This is a genomic window from Gimesia fumaroli, from assembly GCF_007754425.1.
GTDB lineage: Bacteria > Planctomycetota > Planctomycetia > Planctomycetales > Planctomycetaceae > Gimesia > Gimesia fumaroli.
In genome coordinates this window covers 2,165,536-2,185,487 of sequence record NZ_CP037452.1, presented here as the reverse complement: position 1 = coordinate 2,185,487, position 19,952 = coordinate 2,165,536, and the positions used below count along the sequence as shown (strand labels likewise).

Annotated in this window: 11 protein-coding genes; 5 read left to right on the top strand and 6 right to left on the bottom strand. The window is 48.3% G+C overall.

The window, feature by feature from the left end:
• Nucleotides 1-98: 98 nt before the first annotated feature.
• Genes Enr17x_RS08465 through Enr17x_RS08450 form a run of 4 tightly spaced genes read right to left on the bottom strand, consistent with a single transcriptional unit; the run spans nt 99 to nt 6,015 of the window.
• On the bottom strand, nt 99-2,225 hold the full coding sequence (locus tag Enr17x_RS08465) for a hypothetical protein (protein ID WP_145307764.1): 2,127 nt from the start codon (nt 2,223-2,225) through the stop codon (nt 99-101).
• Entirely contained in the window at nt 2,222-3,046 is an 825-nt protein-coding gene (locus Enr17x_RS08460) for a hypothetical protein (protein ID WP_145307762.1), read from the bottom strand. The genes Enr17x_RS08465 and Enr17x_RS08460 overlap by 4 nt, the downstream gene beginning before the upstream one ends.
• Nucleotides 3,043-4,782 carry a cyclic nucleotide-binding domain-containing protein gene (locus tag Enr17x_RS08455; protein ID WP_145307760.1) on the bottom strand — a complete coding sequence of 580 codons (1,740 nt, stop codon included), beginning with the start codon at nt 4,780-4,782 and terminating at the stop codon, nt 3,043-3,045. The genes Enr17x_RS08460 and Enr17x_RS08455 overlap by 4 nt, the downstream gene beginning before the upstream one ends.
• Nucleotides 4,783-4,824: 42 nt before the next feature.
• Nucleotides 4,825-6,015, bottom strand: coding sequence for a multiheme c-type cytochrome (locus tag Enr17x_RS08450; RefSeq protein WP_198001035.1), 1,191 nt, complete (start codon nt 6,013-6,015; stop codon nt 4,825-4,827).
• Between the two features lie 351 nt (nt 6,016-6,366).
• On the opposite strand from Enr17x_RS08450, the gene Enr17x_RS08445 reads away from it, so the two are divergent.
• The 5 genes from Enr17x_RS08445 to Enr17x_RS08425 all read left to right on the top strand — a co-directional run bounded on the left by Enr17x_RS08445 (nt 6,367) and on the right by Enr17x_RS08425 (nt 15,757).
• A complete protein-coding gene (locus Enr17x_RS08445) occupies nt 6,367-8,109 on the top strand; it encodes an adenylate/guanylate cyclase domain-containing protein (protein ID WP_198001034.1) in 1,743 nt (580 codons plus the stop codon).
• Between the two features lie 318 nt (nt 8,110-8,427).
• Complete coding sequence (locus Enr17x_RS08440) at nt 8,428-10,287, top strand: multiheme c-type cytochrome (RefSeq protein WP_198001033.1); 1,860 nt, start codon at nt 8,428-8,430, stop codon at nt 10,285-10,287.
• Between the two features lie 15 nt (nt 10,288-10,302).
• Nucleotides 10,303-11,952 carry a hypothetical protein gene (locus Enr17x_RS08435; RefSeq protein ID WP_145307752.1) on the top strand — a complete coding sequence of 550 codons (1,650 nt, stop codon included), beginning with the start codon at nt 10,303-10,305 and terminating at the stop codon, nt 11,950-11,952.
• Nucleotides 11,953-12,149: 197 nt separating this feature from the next.
• The gene (locus tag Enr17x_RS08430; protein ID WP_145307750.1) at nt 12,150-12,782 is read left to right on the top strand and encodes a sigma-70 family RNA polymerase sigma factor; all 633 of its coding nucleotides are present in this window, start codon (nt 12,150-12,152) and stop codon (nt 12,780-12,782) included.
• A gap of 56 nt (nt 12,783-12,838) precedes the next feature.
• Nucleotides 12,839-15,757 (top strand): serine/threonine-protein kinase, encoded by a 2,919-nt coding sequence (locus Enr17x_RS08425; protein ID WP_145307748.1) that lies wholly within the window; start codon nt 12,839-12,841, stop codon nt 15,755-15,757.
• Between the two features lie 37 nt (nt 15,758-15,794).
• Here Enr17x_RS08425 and Enr17x_RS08420 read toward each other — a convergent pair whose 3' ends face one another.
• Both Enr17x_RS08420 and Enr17x_RS08415 read right to left on the bottom strand, forming a co-directional pair.
• Entirely contained in the window at nt 15,795-17,021 is a 1,227-nt protein-coding gene (locus Enr17x_RS08420) for a serine/threonine protein kinase (RefSeq protein WP_145307746.1), read from the bottom strand.
• A 315-nt stretch (nt 17,022-17,336) separates the two neighbouring features.
• The gene (locus Enr17x_RS08415) at nt 17,337-19,718 is read right to left on the bottom strand and encodes an ABC transporter substrate-binding protein (RefSeq protein ID WP_145307744.1); all 2,382 of its coding nucleotides are present in this window, start codon (nt 19,716-19,718) and stop codon (nt 17,337-17,339) included.
• Between the last annotated feature and the right edge of the window lie 234 nt (nt 19,719-19,952).

Below are 19,952 nucleotides of genomic sequence, written 5' to 3'. Positions count from 1 at the left end.
GCCGCGGACAAGTAAAAACCACAGCCCTCTGAAACGGACGTTCCAGAGGGCTTTTTTATTGAGAAACTGTATCCAGAATAATTAAATCGTCTCCAAAATCATTTGGAAGACGTCAGTTGTCGATGTGCATGGTAGTTGTGGCACTGCAGGCAGCTTTGAGTTGCTGTTGCCGCGTTATGACAGGTACTGCAATTTTGTCGGCTGATGGGCTGAAAGCCGCTGGTGCAAGCCTGCTGACTGTTCTGATTGATCTGCCAGAACAGATTTGATTGATCGCGAACAAAATAATCACTCTGCAAGATGGTGGTACTGTCTGTTCCCAATGGATCAAAGACGTGACAACTTTCACAATTCAATTTTTGCCCCGATGACAAGTGAGGTGCATGTGAGAATTGAGTGAATTGTTCTGCTTTCGACTGCTGCGTCGGCAAAGGCTGCCAATTGATATGAGAGCGCCCACTGACAGGATCTTTGTCAACTGAATGGCACATCAGACAGCGTCCGGAAGCAAGTGCCCCGTGAGAATCTTCCGTACCGGATGCGGTCGGGTTTGAGAAAATCCGCCACATAGAGTCGCGGTCTAAACTCTGCTGATTCTCCTGAACAGCCTGATCAAGCCACCCCTTAATGAGAGGATCGGCATGACCAATGGGACGATAGCGAATGGTAAAATCAGAATCAGAGATCGACCAGCCACTATTGGCGTTGCGTGCAGAGAACCCTGCTGAGACAGGTTTTTGCTGAGTAGAATCTGGTATTGCCTTTTTCTCTGAATGATATTTTATTTCGGTCGCCAGATTCGGAAACCAGATTTGCTGCGCCTGTGATAATGTAGGAACGATAGACGGCTTAAGATGCAGATAGAGCGCACTGTTTTTCCCCAGACGTGCAGTTAACGCCGCTTCCCCTGATGTGGAAATATCGTAGAGTAATCGTTTAATGGCCCAGGCAATTTCTGCAACAGCTGCTGCTTTTTCTGGATCAAAATTATTCAGATTGCGGTAATCAATCTCTCCCAGTTGTTTGATGGCTCTTTGATAGTCGGAATCATGTTCCAGCAAGAGTTCCATCAGTCGAGGTAATCTGGCTGTGGCGAAAGATCCCTCGGTATTGGGCCAGACTCCCTGTGACTTCATTAATGTGGGAGCAATGACTGGCAGTGCAAAAAAAGGAACGCCTGGAAAATCGACATCTTCAATTTGCGGCTCATGACAACTGGCGCAGGTCTTTTCAAAGCCAGCAGTCAACATCAAACGGCCTGTGGCATCAGGTGTATGACAAGAATTGCAGGATTCCGGTTTGTGCCCCTTGGGCATGGTCCGTTTGAAATCTCCATTTTTGAAATAACGACTCATGTGCGCGTTATGATCGAAATAAATCCGCGAGCGACGTTGGTAAGGATAGTCTCCTAACGCAGGATGGCCATGCTGGAAACTTAAAAACGGACTGGTATGACAGGACTGGCATTGTAAGTCTGTTAATTGTGTGAGATTGGTCTTTCGTCCATGATGCTCCTGGTGACAGGTTGAACAGGCAAGTTTTCCGTTCGTAGCAGGGTGTCCTGTGAGTGATGCCAGCTGCAGCGCAATGGGGGCCGACGCTGATTCCTTCTTTGCCTGAATTTGACTGGTTATTTTGTGTAATCGCTCAATAGACACGCTGTGGGCAAACAGTGCTTTTTCTCCCAGTTCTGTATGACATTTCAAGCACCGTGCTGAATCATCGAGGGCAACATCACCATTCATCGTCAGATGAATCCAGGTATCAAGGCCTCCTTCGGCGGCAGTATGGCAGGCACTACAGCTCGATTCAATATTGGCGTGCGATTGGGAAACTTCTCCTGGTGAGAGAAGCGAGGAGGGAGAGTCACCGCTGAAAACAATGAGACAAAACGAAGCGGCAATGAACGCGGCAAGTCCACCCAGAAACCGTCGCCTGGCTAAGAGACTGCGACGAGGCTGACAACTGGTATCAGGCTGACAGCAGGTTCCATCGGGTGCCGGGCCTTCCTTACACTTCCCCCCATTTAACACGGAACGGGTACACTGATATTTCCCGCCTTTCTCAGCAGGCTCGCACTGGCTTTGAAGCTGGCATTCTCCCTTGTTGCTCGGCCCCAGCCGACAAGGCAAACCTTCCTCGCACAACCGACCACAAACCCAGGTGTTTGCTGGTCGTTCGTAATTACTGTTCTTCCAGTCGAAGGGTTGCAACGGTTCGGTCATCCACTGGTACTCGCAAACGCACAGGCAGCAAGCGCGTGATATAAAGAAAAAATGATCAGGGAATAGGTTAAAGGCACATGCACGAAGAGCCACAATTTGATAATGGCCTGAAAAATATACTGGTAATCGAGATCATCTTTCAACTGAATCTGCTCTGCGATTTGTTGTAGCCTCACCTGCTCCTGTTCATCAAGAAACGGTTGTAGTGCAGAAATTTTCTGTTTGAGTTGATGCAGATGTCGTTCCGAATGCAGAATATGACTGATCTGGTGACGAGGCCCTTCAAAGAATTCCTGTAAGTGTTTGTGATAGAAATCAGGGAGTGCGGCCCCTTGCTCTGGCTGCGCATCGTCAAATATCAGCGTCTTGACTCGATCATGAATTTTGTTTCGGTGCATCGGAATTCGTTCAAACAGCACTTCTTCACCACGCGAGAGGAGTCGGTAGGGAATCGTACGAGACAGAAACCAACCAAAGATACCACTTAAAAACACGATGTAATACGTGAGAAAAAGAATAACTTCCAATAGACCATTTGGAATCTGCAGTCTGCTATGTAATGCAAAGACGACAAACGACAGGAAACCAATAAAAATGTGGAAACGCAGCCAGGCAGCACTGCTTCCCAATGGCAGAAATGATATTTTTTTTCGCAGCTGATAACTGGCCAGAAAGAAAATACAAAGCAGCAAAATTGTTCCACTGGCGAATGAAGTCTTCGAAAGAGTAATCGAAAATAAATAGCACCCCGCGAGAATCAGCAGAGAAATCACCGTGAATACCAAAAAAGTGATTCTTTGTTGCACCCAAAAGTGTTTCATCGCGAAAACGCCTCTCCCACCTGGGCCGCATCTTGCATGTCCACACGAAAGAGTGCGTCATGAGGGCAAGCACGTTCGCAGGCTGGTCCGCCTTTCTGGTCGATACATAAATCGCACTTTGTAGCTTGAGTCAGCGGTGAACGCGTTTTGGAATCAACGATAATATTTCCTTTGGAATCTCGGATATCAACCATACGAATCGCATCAAATGGACAGTTGCTGGCACACTGGGCACAACCAATACAGGTTTGTTCGTTGATGATGATATCACCTTGAGCAAAATCGCGAAAGATTGCACCTGTAGGGCATTCAATCATGCAGATGGGATCCACACAATGCAGGCAGGAATTGGGGACCATATATTGATTAAGAATGGGCCCATGACGAATAAACCGGGGATTATTGTCATGAGCGGTTGAGCAGGCGCGGACACAATCATCACAGCGTGTACAACGTTCAAGGTCGATCACCATCAGCGATGTTCCTTGTACAAAATTCTGATCGACCAGCTGACTAAGCAGTGTATCATCGTTGATCTTAACCGAGTTACTACCTGAATCAGAAACGTGCGTTTTAACTTCATGCAGATCTGCGGCCCCAACAGAGCCGTTTTGTTTGAGTAATTCCTCAACAAGTGCCGTCGGTACAAGTACCGCGTTCAAATGCCCAATCGCACTCAGTTGTGTGCTGCAACCAACTGGAGTCAGCGATTGTACTTCAGCTCGAATTTCATCCAGGCCAAAGATTTGACCGGGAGATAAATAACCAACCGTACGTCGGCCGTTATAGTGCCGCTGACTGATGCGGGCTAAGCCGCTACGAATCATCACGATGCCACTGGGATAATCGCCTTCGCGAATTATCACTGGTTCCCCGCCCTCGGTCGTATGATCCTGATTCTCGATTAAGTCCTTAAACGGTTTCGGAGAGTCGTAGTTACCAAATGTATGAAATTCAACCTGATCTACAATCCGTTGCATCAATTCTGGCTGGCAATCATGAAACAAGGGAGTTGTTCGCAGGAAGGCAGCCAGAGCCCGTTCGCGGAAAGCATCCTCTATATATTGTTTCAGTTTTCCGTTCTGATCATGACGCAGAATATCCCGAATCCCTTGCCAGCGAATTTCAAGGAGCTGTGAAACTCCTTCCGAAAATACTGTGGCAACACGACTGGTTCGCCCCAGCGCTGCAAGTTCACCAAACCAATGGCCGGCATCAAGCCGTGCCGTGTGGTATTTATCGAGAACGGCCGAAACTTCCTGAAGATAGATTCGAGTGCTGTTATGTGCGTGACGTGTTTTCAATTCAGACTTAGAGAACACCGAATCAAGTTTACGAACTTCAGGTACACTATGATTTCGCCAGAGTTGTGCGAAAGATTCCCACAGGGTTTTGACCTTATTATCGTGCCGCCCCAGGATTTCATCAGGAAGAGTTGGTTTTCCTCTTTCCAGCCCGACACGCACATTTCCAGACAAAATAAAGAAAGCTGAATTTCCCCAGTCTCCCCGCCGTACAACGATGTCTCCATCGTCAAATCCAATAATCCGCGCATCGTTCTTAATGATGTCATGCAGTGGCAGAGATCGTTTAAATCCTGCAGGATCAATCTCTGAAAAAGGTGGTTTTCCCAGCAGAATTTCCACAGCGGTATCGGTCATTTCATCCTCGCTGCCTGGTTCGAGCGAGAAAGGTTTATCCCAGCGCCGCGGACGTGAAATAGAAGGTTCTGACATTGGAGTACAACTTGTTGCTTGCGTGGAACTGGTTGAAACTTCTTATTTATTCAGATACTTATCCTGGAACTGCTGAGAATAATGTGGTGGATATCGCTTGATCACAGAATCGAGCTTGGGAAAGTCTGCGCCATCATATTTCCTGGAAAACAGTTTGGCCTGTTCTGCGACTTCATCGGCTGCTTTCGTATAAGTCTCTTTATCCGTGGGCAGTGGCGCGAACAGGGTTCCGAACATAGGTGTGATGAGATTGATTACTGCTTGTACTTCCGGCGTGGGAGCAGCGGCATTGATCTGAGACAGCTTACCGTTTGCAGCCGCGATAATACCACTAATTTGAGGAATCACAGCGGGGTTTGTTGCATTGGCCCGTGCTCGGAGTGCGGTTTCTAATTGCACCAGAGTACCAACAACAAACTTCATTCGCCGACGATTTTCTGCAGTCCCTCCGGTTCGCTCCATCCACAATGAAGGAGCATCGGCATTTTTGGTTTTGTCAACGAGGAAATTATGTTTTACTTCTCCCCCCGTCCAGGAAACAAAATCGAAGGCACTTGCAGCCTTATGTCCTGCGGCGATCAGTTTTTCATTTCCAACGATATGACATTTAAAACAGGATTTGGACAAACCATAAATATCGGACGACCGTTTCATGCCAGCCTGGTCACAAAACTTGAGCCGCTCTGCCCTATGTTCCGGAGTTTCTTCTGCACGGGTGATCGGCATATTCTCATGATACGACTGATGACGATTGAGCCAGCCATCCTCTCCGCCGGCAGCACCATGGCACTTTTCACACGAAACTCCAGAAATCACTTTAACCTTTCCGTCTCGAACTGCCTTGGTGCCATGACAGTCCGCGCACATGGAATCCCCTTGTAAGTCAGCACTGGTCAGTCCCATTGCGGTTGCGTATTTCTTTGTGTTCCCTTCAAATTTATAGAGACGTTCATCTGGAGATTGAAAGTGGACTGTTTTCATCCAGGCTGCGACTTCAGAAGGATGACACTTCTTACAATCTGCTGCGACAACCCCCATCGTTTTTTTTGTTTGTTCTGCTTTTGACTTGGCGTCGGTCGACACAAATGAGGTGGCAGAAGCCGCAGGTTCGGTGGCGTACATCTTCTCAGAACAGACGGAAACAACGGCTTGCAGGATCAGGCAAACCACCATCAGAGTGAACAGGCAATTAGCTGGTTTGAGAGAGCGAAATCTGCGATCGGCGAGATTCATTCTGTGAAACTTTCTTTGCATGTGAATGGGAGATGAGCTAGAGTAATTTTAAGGATTGTAATGGTCGTTAATAAGCCAAAAGTCTCTTAAAATCACGCCTTAGAGTACCATGCGAAAACAAGACGACTCTGATAAATTAACGAATAGACTACTTGTATTACTACGCGATTCTGGTGACTAGTTTGAAGATTTTCTGACTAATTGGATGAAGAGCGGTTACCGCCCGTCAGAATATCCGTTTAAAAGGTAGGGCCCTGTGATCTTTATTAATTCAAACATGTCCGAACCCTCATTGTCAATCCTATGCAAAGCACAACCTCCGAGAGACAGACGATTAACAGGACCTACCCAATGATACATCTCATTGCAAAAGGACCAAGGCCGGGCGAAAAAATTGAATGGCATATTCCTGAATCGCAAAAAATGTTGTTAGGTCGGAGCGCTGACAACGATTGTGCCATCCCCTGGGATTCTACCATTTCTCGTATGCATGCTGAATTCCAACGCAACGAAGATCAACTGAATATTCGCTGCTTTCCAAGTGTACTGAATCAAATCAAGTTTGACGAGCAATTTCATACTGAGCTGACGATATCAGTGGGAGATACATTCCAGATTGGTGAGACTCAGTTTCAGTCGATAGAACGATCATCCAATTCTGGCGTTTTGGAGATTTTGGAGGATCTGGATACCGACTCTGGAATTTTAACTGAGGCCAGTCTACGGGTTACTGATCTTCGAATCGAAACGGTCACCAAAGCCGTCCCCAGCTTATGGCTTTGTAAAGATGAAGGAAACCTTGCAAAACAGGCGGCTTTGCTACTTAAGGATGTGATGCCACATGCAGACGTCGTGGCTGTCATCCAAAGCGATGGTCCGAAAAAGTGGAATGTCGCCCATTGGGAACAACCCGTTCCCGGTTTTCGGCGCGTTACGATCATCAGATCGCTGGTTCGTGACACCATCCGAAAAGGCGAGACTGCCATCGAAGTGGAAAGCAGTCGCAAAGGGACACCGCTCGCCAATGGCCGGTGGGCATTCTGCACACCAGTCAAAACGGAGGGAAATCAGAAATGGTGCCTTTACATCTGTGGTCGTTTTGGTGAAGAATCGCCTTCACAGGCCTATTTATCTACGAATGATTTGCAGGATGATTTGAATCTTGTTGAATTGCTGGCGCATATGTTGTCTGCCATTCGTCGTGTACGGAAACTGGAAGACCGATTTTCCGGAATAGAACAGTTTTTCTCTCCGGCAATTATCAAAGTCGTCTCAGAGGAAAATGCAAAACATACACTGGAACCGACGGAAACAGAAACAGCCGTCTTATTTTGCGACCTGCGGCGCTTCTCTCATATGACAGAACAGGCAGGGAAAAATCTGCAATTGTTTCTGGACCGCTTGAAGAATGCTCTGGGAGTCATGACTCAAAGTATCAGTAGTCAGAATGGGGTCATCGCAGACTTTCAGGGAGATAGTGCTCTTGGTTTCTGGGGGTGGCCTTTGCCACTTTCAAAAGGAGCCCTTCCAGCGTGCCGGGCGGCGTTGCAGATTCACCAGATGTTCAAGATTTCGAACAGTACTCATTTTAATGAGTTGAGTGGCTTCGAAGTCGGAATCGGCATCACACGTGGAAATGCGATTGCCGGGAAAATTGGAACCCGAGAACAGGCGAAAGTAGGGGTTTTTGGCCCTGTAGTCAACCTGGCCTCTCGCCTGGAGGGAATGACAAAGCAATTGGGGGTTCCAATTCTGATTGATGAAGCGACTGCTGCTGATGTACGAAATCTGCTTCCCGAGTCTGAAGGGCGTTGTCGGCACCTCGGTTTATTTCGTCCCCCTGGATTAGAAGCCCCGCTTTCGGTTTACGAATTATTACCCTCAGAAGGGAAAAGTTCGATTTCGAATCAGAATATTAAAGACTTTGAAGCAGCCGTCGATGCATTCATTGATGGAGACTGGGACAGTTCGCTTGATCTGTTAGGACATTTGCCCCCCAAAGATCGTGCAAGAGACTTTCTACTGCTCCAGATTGCCAGTCAAAATTACAAAGCGCCCTTTGACTGGGATGGCGTGGTCACACTCAAGAAATGACATGCGTTTAAGCCTGCAACCGCACTCAGAATACGTCCTTGAGCAGGCGGAACAATGCGAAACCCAAAAAATACATGTTTATACGAATATGTATTTTCCCTTCATTATAGCCAGTTCTCTGGTTTAATATTCAACAGATATTCCGATTATACCGATTATGAGTATTAGGCCTGCGACAGAAATGCTGCGCATCAATCAATTTCAATAGTCATACTTTGCTTATTCTACGCATTGTAGATCGGGAGTATAGGAATGGAGTCCTCTCCTCGCAGGAGCCAAAATAGTGTCTGGCGCTTTCTAGCGTTTATGGTCGTGGTTATGATCATTCTTCTCCCGAACATCTATTTCCAGTACGCACAAGCCGAGAATAAAAATCAGATCAGGCAGGCCAGTTCGCAAACCGCTTCAGCCACAGTGAGCAGTACCAGGACCTCAACGACCACCAAGCTTGAGCAACTCATGCAATCTGCCGTTGATCAGGCCCATGCTGAGTGTTATGAAGATGATCCCTTCCCTTCCGCCTCTAAATGTGGCAAATGTCATCCTCAGCATTATCGTGAATGGTCGGTATCACCGCATGCTTACGCACAGTTAAGTCCTGTGTTTAACGCAATGTCGAACAAACTGATCAAACTAAATAATGGCACACTGGGTGATTTTTGCATTCGCTGCCATACTCCCGTCGGCATGGCTTTATCTGAGCCGATCAACATGAGTAATCTGGACCGCCCCCCTTCCTCACGTGAAGGTGTAACCTGTGTGACCTGCCATCGCATCAATCAGGCGTGGGGGAAAGGAATCGCAGGTCGACAGGCTCTGGTGAGTGGAGATATTAACCAGGCAGTCTTTGGGCCGTCGGGTGGAGAAATTCTGGCAGAAGTTCTGGCAAATCCGGATAAATATGGTGTTCTGAAAACGTCCAAAGATCCTTCAATTCGAGGTCGTGCCATCCATGCGGAAGCCTATGAATTTTTCCAATTAACGACGCCAGGATTCTGCGGCAGTTGTCATGATGTGTTTGCGCCGAACGGCTTCCGACTGGAGGACGCCTTCAGTGAATTTAAACACTCACCATCCGCCAAGCAGTGCAAAGAAAACTGTCAGGATTGTCATATGGGTGCCGTTCCAGGCATCCCCTCGGGATACACCTTCTCTCCTGCTGCCATTGTGGGGAATGTGCCGACACCGGTTCGTAAACATACAAATCATATGATGATTGGCCCTGACTATCCGATTATTCATCGTGGCCTTTTTCCGCATAACCCCCAAGCGATCAAAGAAGAAAATTCGCAGCCCTCTCCCGATCAGGGGCTCGCCACGATGCGGGAATGGCTTTACTTCGATGATGCCGCCGGCTGGGGTACGCCTGAATTTGAAAAACACGTGATGAAAGAGACTTACTTTCCACCTCCCTGGGACAATCAAGTCACACGAATCAAGGCACGGCTTATTCTAAATGATCAATACGAATTGCTGGGAGAAGCGGCGACTCAGAGATTACAGCTGTTAAGAGCCGGCTATCACCTGGGCGAAATTCAAGTTGAAAAAGCAAAATGGTATGGACTGGATTTTTCAGTTCCCGTTTCCAATATCACACTGGGCCATGGCGTTCCCACCGGATTTGATGCGGAACGCGTTGTATTTTTACGAACCATGGTCTGGGATCAAAATGGGCAACTTGTTTTCCAATCAGGTGACCTCGACCCGAACGGCGATATTCGCGACTCTCACTCTCTCTATGTGCACAACGGAAAAATCCCGATTGACCGACAATTATTCACTCTGCAATCACGGTTCATTACCCGAAACATTCGGGGGGGCGAACGTGAGCAGGTTTTGAATGTGCCCTACTCTCTCGACCCACTGCCTTACTTCCGACCGGCTACGCGCCCGTTTACTGTTTTGGGTCGTCCCATTGGAGCACGCAAGCAAAAACAAAACATTCCCCCCAGAAGCAATCGACTGGCGAACTATCATGTTTCCCGAAAACAACTCACGGGACCGGGAAACTATACGATTCGCGTGCAACTGATTGCAGGCATGGTGCCTGTGAATTTAGTACATGAAATCTCGGACGTCGGGTTTGACTATGGCATGTCTGCCCGCGATGTTGCGGATGGCGTTGTCGACGGCCACATGGTGTTATATGAAAAAGTGGATACCGTCTGTATTCCCTAATATTGAATCAGCTTAATGAGAAGATTGAAACAACAATTCCTGTTCCTGATTCTAGCGAGTTCAATTCTGATGTACTCGGGAATTATTCATGCGCAAGCACCGGATGCCCCGGGCGTCGCCAGCCTGCCTCCTTCTCCGGAAATGGCAGAAGAAACACAGTTGGCTGATGAGTATGATGAATTTGACGAATACTATATTAACCCCTACGCCGATCGCGTGGAATATGATCCGAACGTGTATCATGATTCCGAGCCCCTCTATTGGAAGCTGGGCGAGATGGCAATGGACGCGTTAGCATCGCCAGCTGAACCCCTGGCCCATTTCGGTCAATGGCTCTTGTGCTCTGAGCATTATGCCCCGGAAACACCTTTGGATGACTTTCCCATCGGCATACAACCCATTCCCGAACGCCCTGATCTGCTGATTGAGACCAACGAAAAATTTCTGGGAGTTGGATTCCTGAACCAGGGAATCGTTATACCCACAGGCGCTGTCTGGCGGCCTTCCTTCTGGGTATTTGGTACATACCGAACCGGGTTGAACTACTTTGATAACCGTGCCGGGACTAACGTCACCGAATGGGCCAACCGCCTTGACCTGTTTGGACAGCTCAACCTTTCCGGAACAGAACGCATTCTTGTCGGGCTGCGTTCATTGGATAAAGAACTGACTGCCTCGCGGCTGTTTACAAGCTATGAGTTCCACGATGGAGAATGGCTTGATGGACTCAACGCCGACATTCAAACTCTGTTTTTTGAAGGTGATTTTGGCGAACTGTTTCCGAACCTGGATCCCTATGACGTGCATCGATACGATATTGGGTTTTCCGTTGGTCGACAGCCGATGTCGTTTCAACAGGGATTGTTAATCAACGAAGACATGGTGGATGCGGTCACCGTCACGCGGAACACAATCAACGGTGGTGGTGTTCTGAATATGCGCGTGACCGGCGTCTATGTAGAAGGTGATATCAATCGAAACAATAACGTTCATGATCCTGATTCCACCATGTACGGTATCTTCTCGGAGACGGACTTTGACGTCAGTACGGTCAACGCCGATGTGGCGACTGTCAACTCCAGCAATCCACAATTCGGCAGCATGACCGCTTTTGGATTGAGTGCGATTCAGCGTCTGCACGGATTCCACAATACCTATAACACTTCGTTCCAGGTGTTGGGATCGTTTCCTCACGATGGCGAAACCGCAGCATCCGGACAGGGAGAACTGCTCTTCAGTCAGATCTCCTTAACGCCACATCATTCGAATGACCTGGTCTACTTCAATGCATTCTGGGCCATCGACCAGTTTACATCGCCCGCACGAGGAACGCTGGCCGGCGGACCTCTGGGACAGGTTGGCCTGCTGTTTGCCGCCTCTGGCCTGGGACAATATGGTGCTCCCTTGAGTAACCAGGCAACCGATGTCGCGGGTGCCAGTCTGGGTTATCAGCTCTTCTATGATAAGACCCGCCAGCAGCTCATTTTCGAAATTGGTGGCCGCAAAGATACCAACGACGTCAACGATGGTGCCATCGGGGGCGCCATCCGCTATCAAAAAGCGATCGGCCAACATTGGATCATGCTACTCGACAGTTTTGTAGCCAAGCAGGAGTCACGGGGCGTTGCCTCGGGGGCGCGGATTGAATTTCTAGCTAAATTCTAATCCTCATCCGTCAGATTCACGGTATCTCACGTAGTAAACTCTGGTAGCCTCAACCATTGTACGTTTCACCTCAAGGGGTCGCAAAAGCCTTATAACCCCTGTAATTGAGCCACAATGATCCGCCTTGTCGCCTATGGAAGCAATCGGTTAGAATCATTACCGTCAATGATTTAGATACCGTTCGGGAGATACGTTAATTGTTGGATGAGCACGAAGATCAAGAGAATTTTCTGAACCGGTTACGGCAGGACCCGGAAGGCGTGCTTGCGGAAGAATATAACCAGTACCGAGACCGTCTGTGGCGAATTGTTAATTTTCGGCTTGATCGGCGTCTGCTCGGTCGAGTTGATGCGGATGATATTCTGCAAGAAGCGTATCTCGATGCGGCCACACGGATTGAACATTATCTGAATGACCCGGCGACCACATTTTTCATCTGGCTGCGAACCATCATCGGACAAACTTTGATCGACGTACACCGCCGTCATCTGGGAGCGCAAAAACGAGATGTCAGACGAGAAGTCAAAGCGAAGCGGAGAGTGTTTTCCGCATCCACTTCGTTTCAAATCGCCGATGTCTTGCTGGGCGACATGACGTCTCCGAGTCAGGCCGCGCTCAAAGAAGAACTGGCCGCACAATTACATGAGGCTCTGGAAAGCCTGAATGAAATTGATCGCGAGATTTTAGTGCTGCGTCATTTTGAAGAATTATCAAACCTGGAAGCATCGGAAGTACTTGAAATCGAACCCAAAACAGCAAGTATGAGATATTTCCGCGCCTTAACCAGATTACGCTCCATACTGGTACAAATTCCCGGTATCATAGAGTAATCAGCCGTCAATGTAGCAAATAGAATTGCAGAACCATATCTACAGGACAGCAGTCAGTGTTATCTCCCGATTCAAATCATGCCACGAAGAATCTGACGCCTCCGGATCAGCCTGATCTGGAACAAATCGCTGATGAATTTATCAGTCAGATTCGGAACGGCGAGAAGCCTGAGGTTTCTGAATACGCAAAACGCCACCCTGATTTTGCCAGTGAGATTGCAGAATTCTTTCCTGCTATTGCTGCTTTGGAAGGTGGAAAACATGCCGACCAGTCTCATGGAAAAGTCTCCTTAGGCGCCAGCACACCACAGCAGCTGGGTGACTTTAAAATCGTCCGGGAAATTGGGCGAGGTGGCATGGGTGTGGTCTATGAAGCCATCCAGGAATCACTCAATCGGCGGGTCGCATTGAAACTGTTACCGCGTCATTCGCTGATGGATGAGAAACAACTGAGGCGTTTTCGCCGGGAAGCCGAATTGACGGCTTCACTACATCACACCAACATCGTACCGGTCTTCGGTGTCGGCGAGAATAGCGGTTTTCACTACTATGTGATGCAATTGATTGAAGGCGTTGGTCTGGATGAACTGACACAGAAAATCGTGGTCACTGCTGTCGACAGCGAGTTGAAACAGATCGCAGCAGGAAATAATTCTCTGACACAGGCCGGCAGTGACACTTCACTTTCTCACAGCGATGACTCGCAAGTGAATCTGCCAAACGAACCGAAGCATCCCCATAACATTGGTCCAGAATTTGATAAGTATGTCGGCTCTCCTCAAAATATTGCAGCGCTCGGCATTCAGGCCGCGAATGCGCTCCAACATGCACATGATCGCGGTATTTTACATCGTGACATCAAGCCTGGAAATTTACTTTTAGACCGCGATGGTCTGCTCTGCATCACGGACTTTGGACTGGCACGTGCGGCTGAACAGAGCGATCTGAGTAAATCCACCGACATGGCAGGCACACTCGGTTATATGGCGCCCGAAATGTTTCGAGGCGAAACCTGCCGCCAGAGTGATATCTATGGTCTCGGAATTACACTTTACGAACTGTTAACTAAACGTCCCGCAATTGAACGCACCAGCCGCCATGCAATGATCGAACTGATTACGCGGGGGGCGATTCCACCGCTCAGACGGATCAATCCCGAAATTCCCCGCGATCTGGAAACGATCATCCAGAAGGCCATTGCAGCAGATACGAAGCATCGTTACCAAAAGGCCAGCGACCTGGCAGATGACCTGAATCGATTTCTCGAAAATCGGCCGATCCGTGCCAGACGCGTGACCCTCTTCGAGCAGTTGTGGCGCTGGAGCCGTCGTAACCCGGCGATTGCCAGCTTATCCGGAATTGCATTAAGCCTGCTGCTACTGCTGGGAATCTCACTGGCAGTCGGATTTGAAAATGAACGACGGGAGCGAAAGCGAGCAGAAGCATCAGCTCAACTTGCGACTGCAGCCCTGGATCGCGTATTCAATCGATTTGTCCCCAGCCGTGCCCAGTCAACAGAAAGCAACGCGTCGGCAGCCGACTATTCAGAACCGGTCTTGTCCCGGGAATCAGCTGATTTGCTGGCAGGAATGATTCAGTTCTATGAACAATTGGCCGAATCAACAGGATCACAACGCGAATTTCAAATCAAAGCGGCCAATGCACAGCACAAGGTCGGCGACATTCATCGCCGACTGGGAGATTATCAATCAGCACTTGCCGCGTATCAAAAATCGCTCGAAATGTACAATCAAAACTCGGTTGAAGCAGATCCGCTCACGATTGCCACACTCTTCAATGAAATCGGTCGAATTCACTGGTACCTGAATCAACTGACGGCTGCCAAGGATTCCTATCAGAAAGCGGAGCAGTTGCTGAAACAGGAACTCGCTATAAACCCGGATCAACCTGCGCTCCGGTTTGAACTGGCACGTTCCTATTTTCTGATGTCGCATAAAGTACGTCCCGGTCAAGTGAAACTACACTCTGTTCCTCATCAGGCGCCTCGCTTCCCTGCAACGGAAGACGAATCAGAGGCGAATCAGGCTCTCTCGCAGAAGGCCATTGATATCCTGGAGCCGCTAGTGAATTCCGATCATGCGAAACCGGAGTATCGCTACTTACTGGCCCTCTGTCTGCAGGAACAAATCTCAAATCAATATCCGCAATCTCAGGCGGATACAGAAAAACAGGCGCGCGTGCTTCAAATTCTGGAGAACCTGGTTCGAGAATATCCGCATGTTGCCGACTATCGACAGGCTGTGGTGAAAACCTATGAGCGAATCGAGCTTCGCAATGCAACTCCCAGGGACATTGAAGAGACCATTGCGAAACGTCTGCAAAACGCGATTCAACATGCCAGCCGCCTGGTTTCCGATTATCCAACGATCCCGGAATACAAAATCTCGCTGATCCATGCCCATAATAAACTGGCGCATGCAATGGATATTTTGACTGATGGAAGTCCGGATTCAAACAAAGTACGACTTCGCCATGATACAGGCGAACGCTCGTTGAGAACTGCCATCAGATTACAGAGAGAACTCGCGGACCAATTTCCGGAAGTGCCAGAACATCAAACCTGGCTAGCCAGGTTTGAAATCATGCTGGCAAATATTCTGGAAAGAAAAGGGAGTGAAGCAGAAGCAATTCCACTCATGGAAGATGCCATCAAGATTCTGGAAACAGGGCAGAAAACACAATCAGAGTCTGCTGACATCTATGAGACCCTGCTGAATGCCACAGAGAAGCTTTCTGAGCTTTATCAATATTCAGGAGATGAACTGAATAGCATCCTGCTGTGGGATAAATACAATCAATATGAAGCGCAATTTAAATCCAAATTCCCAGAGGCAGTACGTCACAGGCCTAAACAAAATCGACGGCCCCAGCGGGGTGACGGACCACCACGCCCACGAGACAACAGACAGCCACCGCGGCCACGTGACAGGAACGGGCCTCCCTTCCGCAGATGAGACACATTCGTTTGGGTAGACTCTATTAATGCCGTCTCTATTTTGCCTGCTGACCTGAATTGCGGTTCCAGAAGGGAAACCACTTCCTGTTGAAAACGCCGGGAGAGCTTGTGCGACGCTTGACAGATTTGCCATGAATCAATCGAACAAGATCGAGACTGAGTGCTTCGACGGATTGATACCGCTGCTGCTGTGACTTTGTGATGCAGTTTAAAATGATGGATTCGAAATCGATGGGGATCGAAGGATTCAGTGCGCGTGGTCTTAACGGTTCCTGATTTAAGATCTGCTCGACGAGTTCGCTTGAATTTGAAAAAGGGAACGCCAGCGAGAGAGTCGCCAGTTCATACAACACCATCCCCAAAGAATAAATGTCGCTTTGCTCATGATTCTGTCCCTGAAACCGTTCGGGAGCCTGGTAACTCAATGTCTTTGCCGACTGCTGCTTGAGTGCGCCTTCTGCAAACTGGGCCAGACTGAAATTATTGACCCAGACATGCCCTGCTGCATCAATTAAGATGTTCTCCGGCTTCAGATCATTGTGTAACGTTTCGCGGCTGTGCGCGTATCTCAAAGCATCCGCTACCTGTAATGCGATACCAGTAAAGGCACGCCAGCGATTTTCCTGCAAACTGCATGCGATGGCTGCTGTCTGATCACGACATTTCTGTTTTCCGGTATTCTTTTGAGAAGACTGAGTCTCATCTGCGAAGTACCCAATGATTTGATCCAGGCCAACCCCATCGACCTGTTGCGTGACAGAATAACAATATCCCTGATCTTCTCCCGATTTATAAAACGACACGATATTCGGATGACGTAGCCGCGCAACCAGACGAGCTTCGCGCTCAAACCGTTCTTGCCAGCGTGGCGTCATTTCTGATTTCCAGGGAAGCAGTTTCACTAATACTCGGCGGTTCCATTTCCCCTGCACTGCTTCATATACGATCGCAGTTCGGTTACGGCTGATTTCGCGAGTGATGTGGCAATCCCCCAGCTGTTTGATACTGGCCGGTTCAGGAAGTTGCCGTCGCAAACTGGAAAACTCCTGATTCCCCTTCCACTGTTCCATCGCGATCAAGACGGGGAAACTCTCACGAATCTCAACAGCATATTCCGGATATGTCAGGGCATAAGTTTCGATAGAAGGATTTAACCACCGCCGATGCTCATCGACAAACTGGCTCGCCAGCACTTCCAGAGTGATGCACTCGGTAGCAACGACATCTGTTGAAATTATCTCTGTTCGATTCTCAGAATTCATGTTGGCCCTTTACGACATTCTGAAGTCTCGGTTCTCATTGATGATTTTAGTTTCAGTCCAACGCAAGTTCGCTCTGGCATATCAGAAACAGCAGACTCTCAAAACAGGCAAACTGCAATGACAGTGCGGCATGACACCCAATTCTGCGCAGAAACGCAAAAATGAGCCAAATAGGGGCGCTGAATTACAAAGCCAGCGTCTTCTCAATAACGTGTGTAGGAGGACAATTGCTACTGCAGAACTGCTGATTTTTCGTTCCACAGTCAGTCAATTCTCCTTTTGAGAATCAGCCGCAAAGCTTTAAGAGTAAAGGAGTTATTGCATCTCCAGCTCTTTGTATTGCGCTTTCTTATCCAATATGGTCCCCCAGACGCGATTAGATGCCTGATGCCGTGACGGCCCGAAATTGATAATTGGCCCGATCCCCAGATCCAGATTTTTGATCTGTTCCAGAGAATCGATGACATTCTCCGTGGTCAAGGCTTCTCCGGATGAGACCGTTTTCTTCAAGCCTTCCACAAAACATTCCGCAGCCAGGAAGCCTTCGAGAGAAACAAAGCCTGGTTTTGACAAGGGGTAGAACTTTTTCATAGCCGCCCGGTATCGCAACACACCACTTGCGCTGGAGAGATAATAGGGTACGACCTGAGTCACAATCACATCTTCAGCATAATCAGCCCCCATTTCCTTGAACTGCTGCGCCAGCAGCTCACTGCCGACAAAAGAAACAGCAGCCACCTGTATGTTGAGTTTGCGATCCTTGATTTGCTGAACCATCAACGCAGCCGGCTTGAAGGTCGCCACCATGATCAACGCTTCAACACGGTCTTGATTCTGTTCGATGGTCTTGACGGCTTCTGTAATTTGTGTGGTATTCCGGTCATAGCCGACACGCAGAATATTTTCTGGCTGTATTTTGTATTTTTCTAATGCTTTGGCAACGCCTGCAAAACCATCGTCACCAAAAGAATCGTTTTGCGCAAAGACTGCGATTTTGTCCGGAGACACACGTTTCTTTTCTACAAAATAATGCACCATGGCCTCTGTTTCGTCAGCATAACTGGCACGCAGATTAAACACATAGCGATCGGGAGGATCACGTCGCAAGCTGCGTGCGCCGGTTAATGGCGCAAAGAAGAGGTATTTATTTTCATTGGCATAAGGGACGGTTACTTCTGCAGTCGGAGTTCCCACGTTTCCGATCACGGCAAATACTTTATCGCCTTCAAAAAGTTGGTGCATATTTTTGTGTGCCTGATCAGGCTCATAGCCATCATCTTTGACAATCAGTTCAAGATTGCGGCCACCAATGCCGCCCGATGCATTCACCGATTTGAAACAGGCCTGCATGCCCATCACCATATTACTGCCCAGCTCTTTATTCGCCCCTGTCATGGCAGTTGATGTGCCTAAAATAATTTTGTCGGCAGTGATGCCTTGCGCGAGGGGCTGATTCGCTGGACTTGCTTTGGAGGGTTGTCCTGTCGTCTCATGCTGTTCTCTGTTCGTCCAGAAATAGTAGGGAACCAGAGTTAACAACAGAAATGTGACTGTAAAAATGACCGCATTAAAAATTTTGCCTTGCAAGTGTGACGTTTCATTTTTACGTTTTGAGACATCCTTGAGTTCGTCCTGATTGAGAACTTTCGTATCGCCGTATCGTTCGGATTGGGTTTCCACGGCTTTTAAGTCTGTCAGCATTTCCTCTGCTGTCTGGTAGCGATCATCCGGTTTTTTGGCCATAGCTTTCTGAATAATCGCGGCGCACTTATCCGGAATCTTAGAATCCACATCCCGCGGATCAAGCACATCGGCATGACAGTGAGCATACATAATCTGTACAATGCTGCCGGCATCTTCATAGGGATGATCGCCGGTGAGCAGTGTGTAATAAGTTGCTCCCAGCGAATAGATGTCACTTCGATTGTCAACCGTTTTCGACTCACATTGTTCGGGGCTCATGAAGTAAGGCGTTCCGATCAGCTGCCCGTCCTGAGTCAATTGCTGTGACTGCTGAATCACCCGTTTGGCTAAGCCGAAGTCAGCAACTTTGATGGTCCCATGTTTTGACTGCAATAAATTCCCCGGCTTAATATCCCGATGAACGAGGCCGGAAGTATGAGCGACCATCAGCCCTTCACAGGCATCTGCAATAATGCGAGTCGCTTCCAGGGGAGAATAAGGGCCGATTGACTCCAGATGATCGTCGGCACTGCCGCCGGTCATCAACTCCATCACGATAAAATAGACATCGCCTTCCTGGCTGATCTCATGAATCGACACCACATGAGGATGAGTTAAACGGCCTGCCGCCTTTGCTTCTGCCAGAAAGCGATCCAGCATTTTTTTATCAGAAGCCAGTTCTGCCGGCAGCAACTTGATTGCGACGTCACGTTCGATCGTCGAATCATGCGCCTGATAAACAACTCCCATACCTCCCTGCCCCAACAGGCCGGTGATCTGGTATTTGCCTAATTGACGTCCAATCCACGCTGCTGCTTTGTCTGCTGAAGGACCAACCGGCTGATTACCTGATTTCTCCGCGCCGCTATCGGCGCCAATCATCGTTTTATCGATTTCATTTATATTGATCGGCGGAATTTCGTCGACCGTTTCTTCCTGGCTGATATCAACAGGCGGAAATTCATCTACGGTTTCTTCTTCACTGGCACGATTATTAAAACCTTCGTCCGACACTTGTGACTTCCCTCAGATCGATTGTCTTACACAGGGATACAGGAGACAAAACATTCTGACTATTCTGCCTGATGAGTATGAAATCCATTTCATAGGCCATCGCTTTCCTCATTGGAAATCGCTGGTTGACCACAATTTCTACTGATATTAAAAAATGAGGTATTTATAGATATACAGAATCATCGTGTATAAAAAAAATTTACGCAATCGTTTTTTGTGAAAGTCAGCGTAATA

Bases quoted from the DNA above. Each gene is read 5' to 3' on its own strand.
- Enr17x_RS08465 (WP_145307764.1), bottom strand. From the start codon at position 2,225: ATGACCGAACCGTTGCAACCCTTCGACTGGAAGAACAGTAATTACGAA.
- Enr17x_RS08460 (WP_145307762.1), bottom strand. From the start codon at position 3,046: ATGAAACACTTTTGGGTGCAACAAAGAATCACTTTTTTGGTATTCACG.
- Enr17x_RS08455 (WP_145307760.1), bottom strand. From the start codon at position 4,782: ATGTCAGAACCTTCTATTTCACGTCCGCGGCGCTGGGATAAACCTTTC.
- Enr17x_RS08450 (WP_198001035.1), bottom strand. From the start codon at position 6,015: ATGAATCTCGCCGATCGCAGATTTCGCTCTCTCAAACCAGCTAATTGC.
- Enr17x_RS08445 (WP_198001034.1), top strand. From the start codon at position 6,367: ATGATACATCTCATTGCAAAAGGACCAAGGCCGGGCGAAAAAATTGAA.
- Enr17x_RS08440 (WP_198001033.1), top strand. From the start codon at position 8,428: ATGATCATTCTTCTCCCGAACATCTATTTCCAGTACGCACAAGCCGAG.
- Enr17x_RS08435 (WP_145307752.1), top strand. From the start codon at position 10,303: ATGAGAAGATTGAAACAACAATTCCTGTTCCTGATTCTAGCGAGTTCA.
- Enr17x_RS08420 (WP_145307746.1), bottom strand. From the start codon at position 17,021: ATGAATTCTGAGAATCGAACAGAGATAATTTCAACAGATGTCGTTGCT.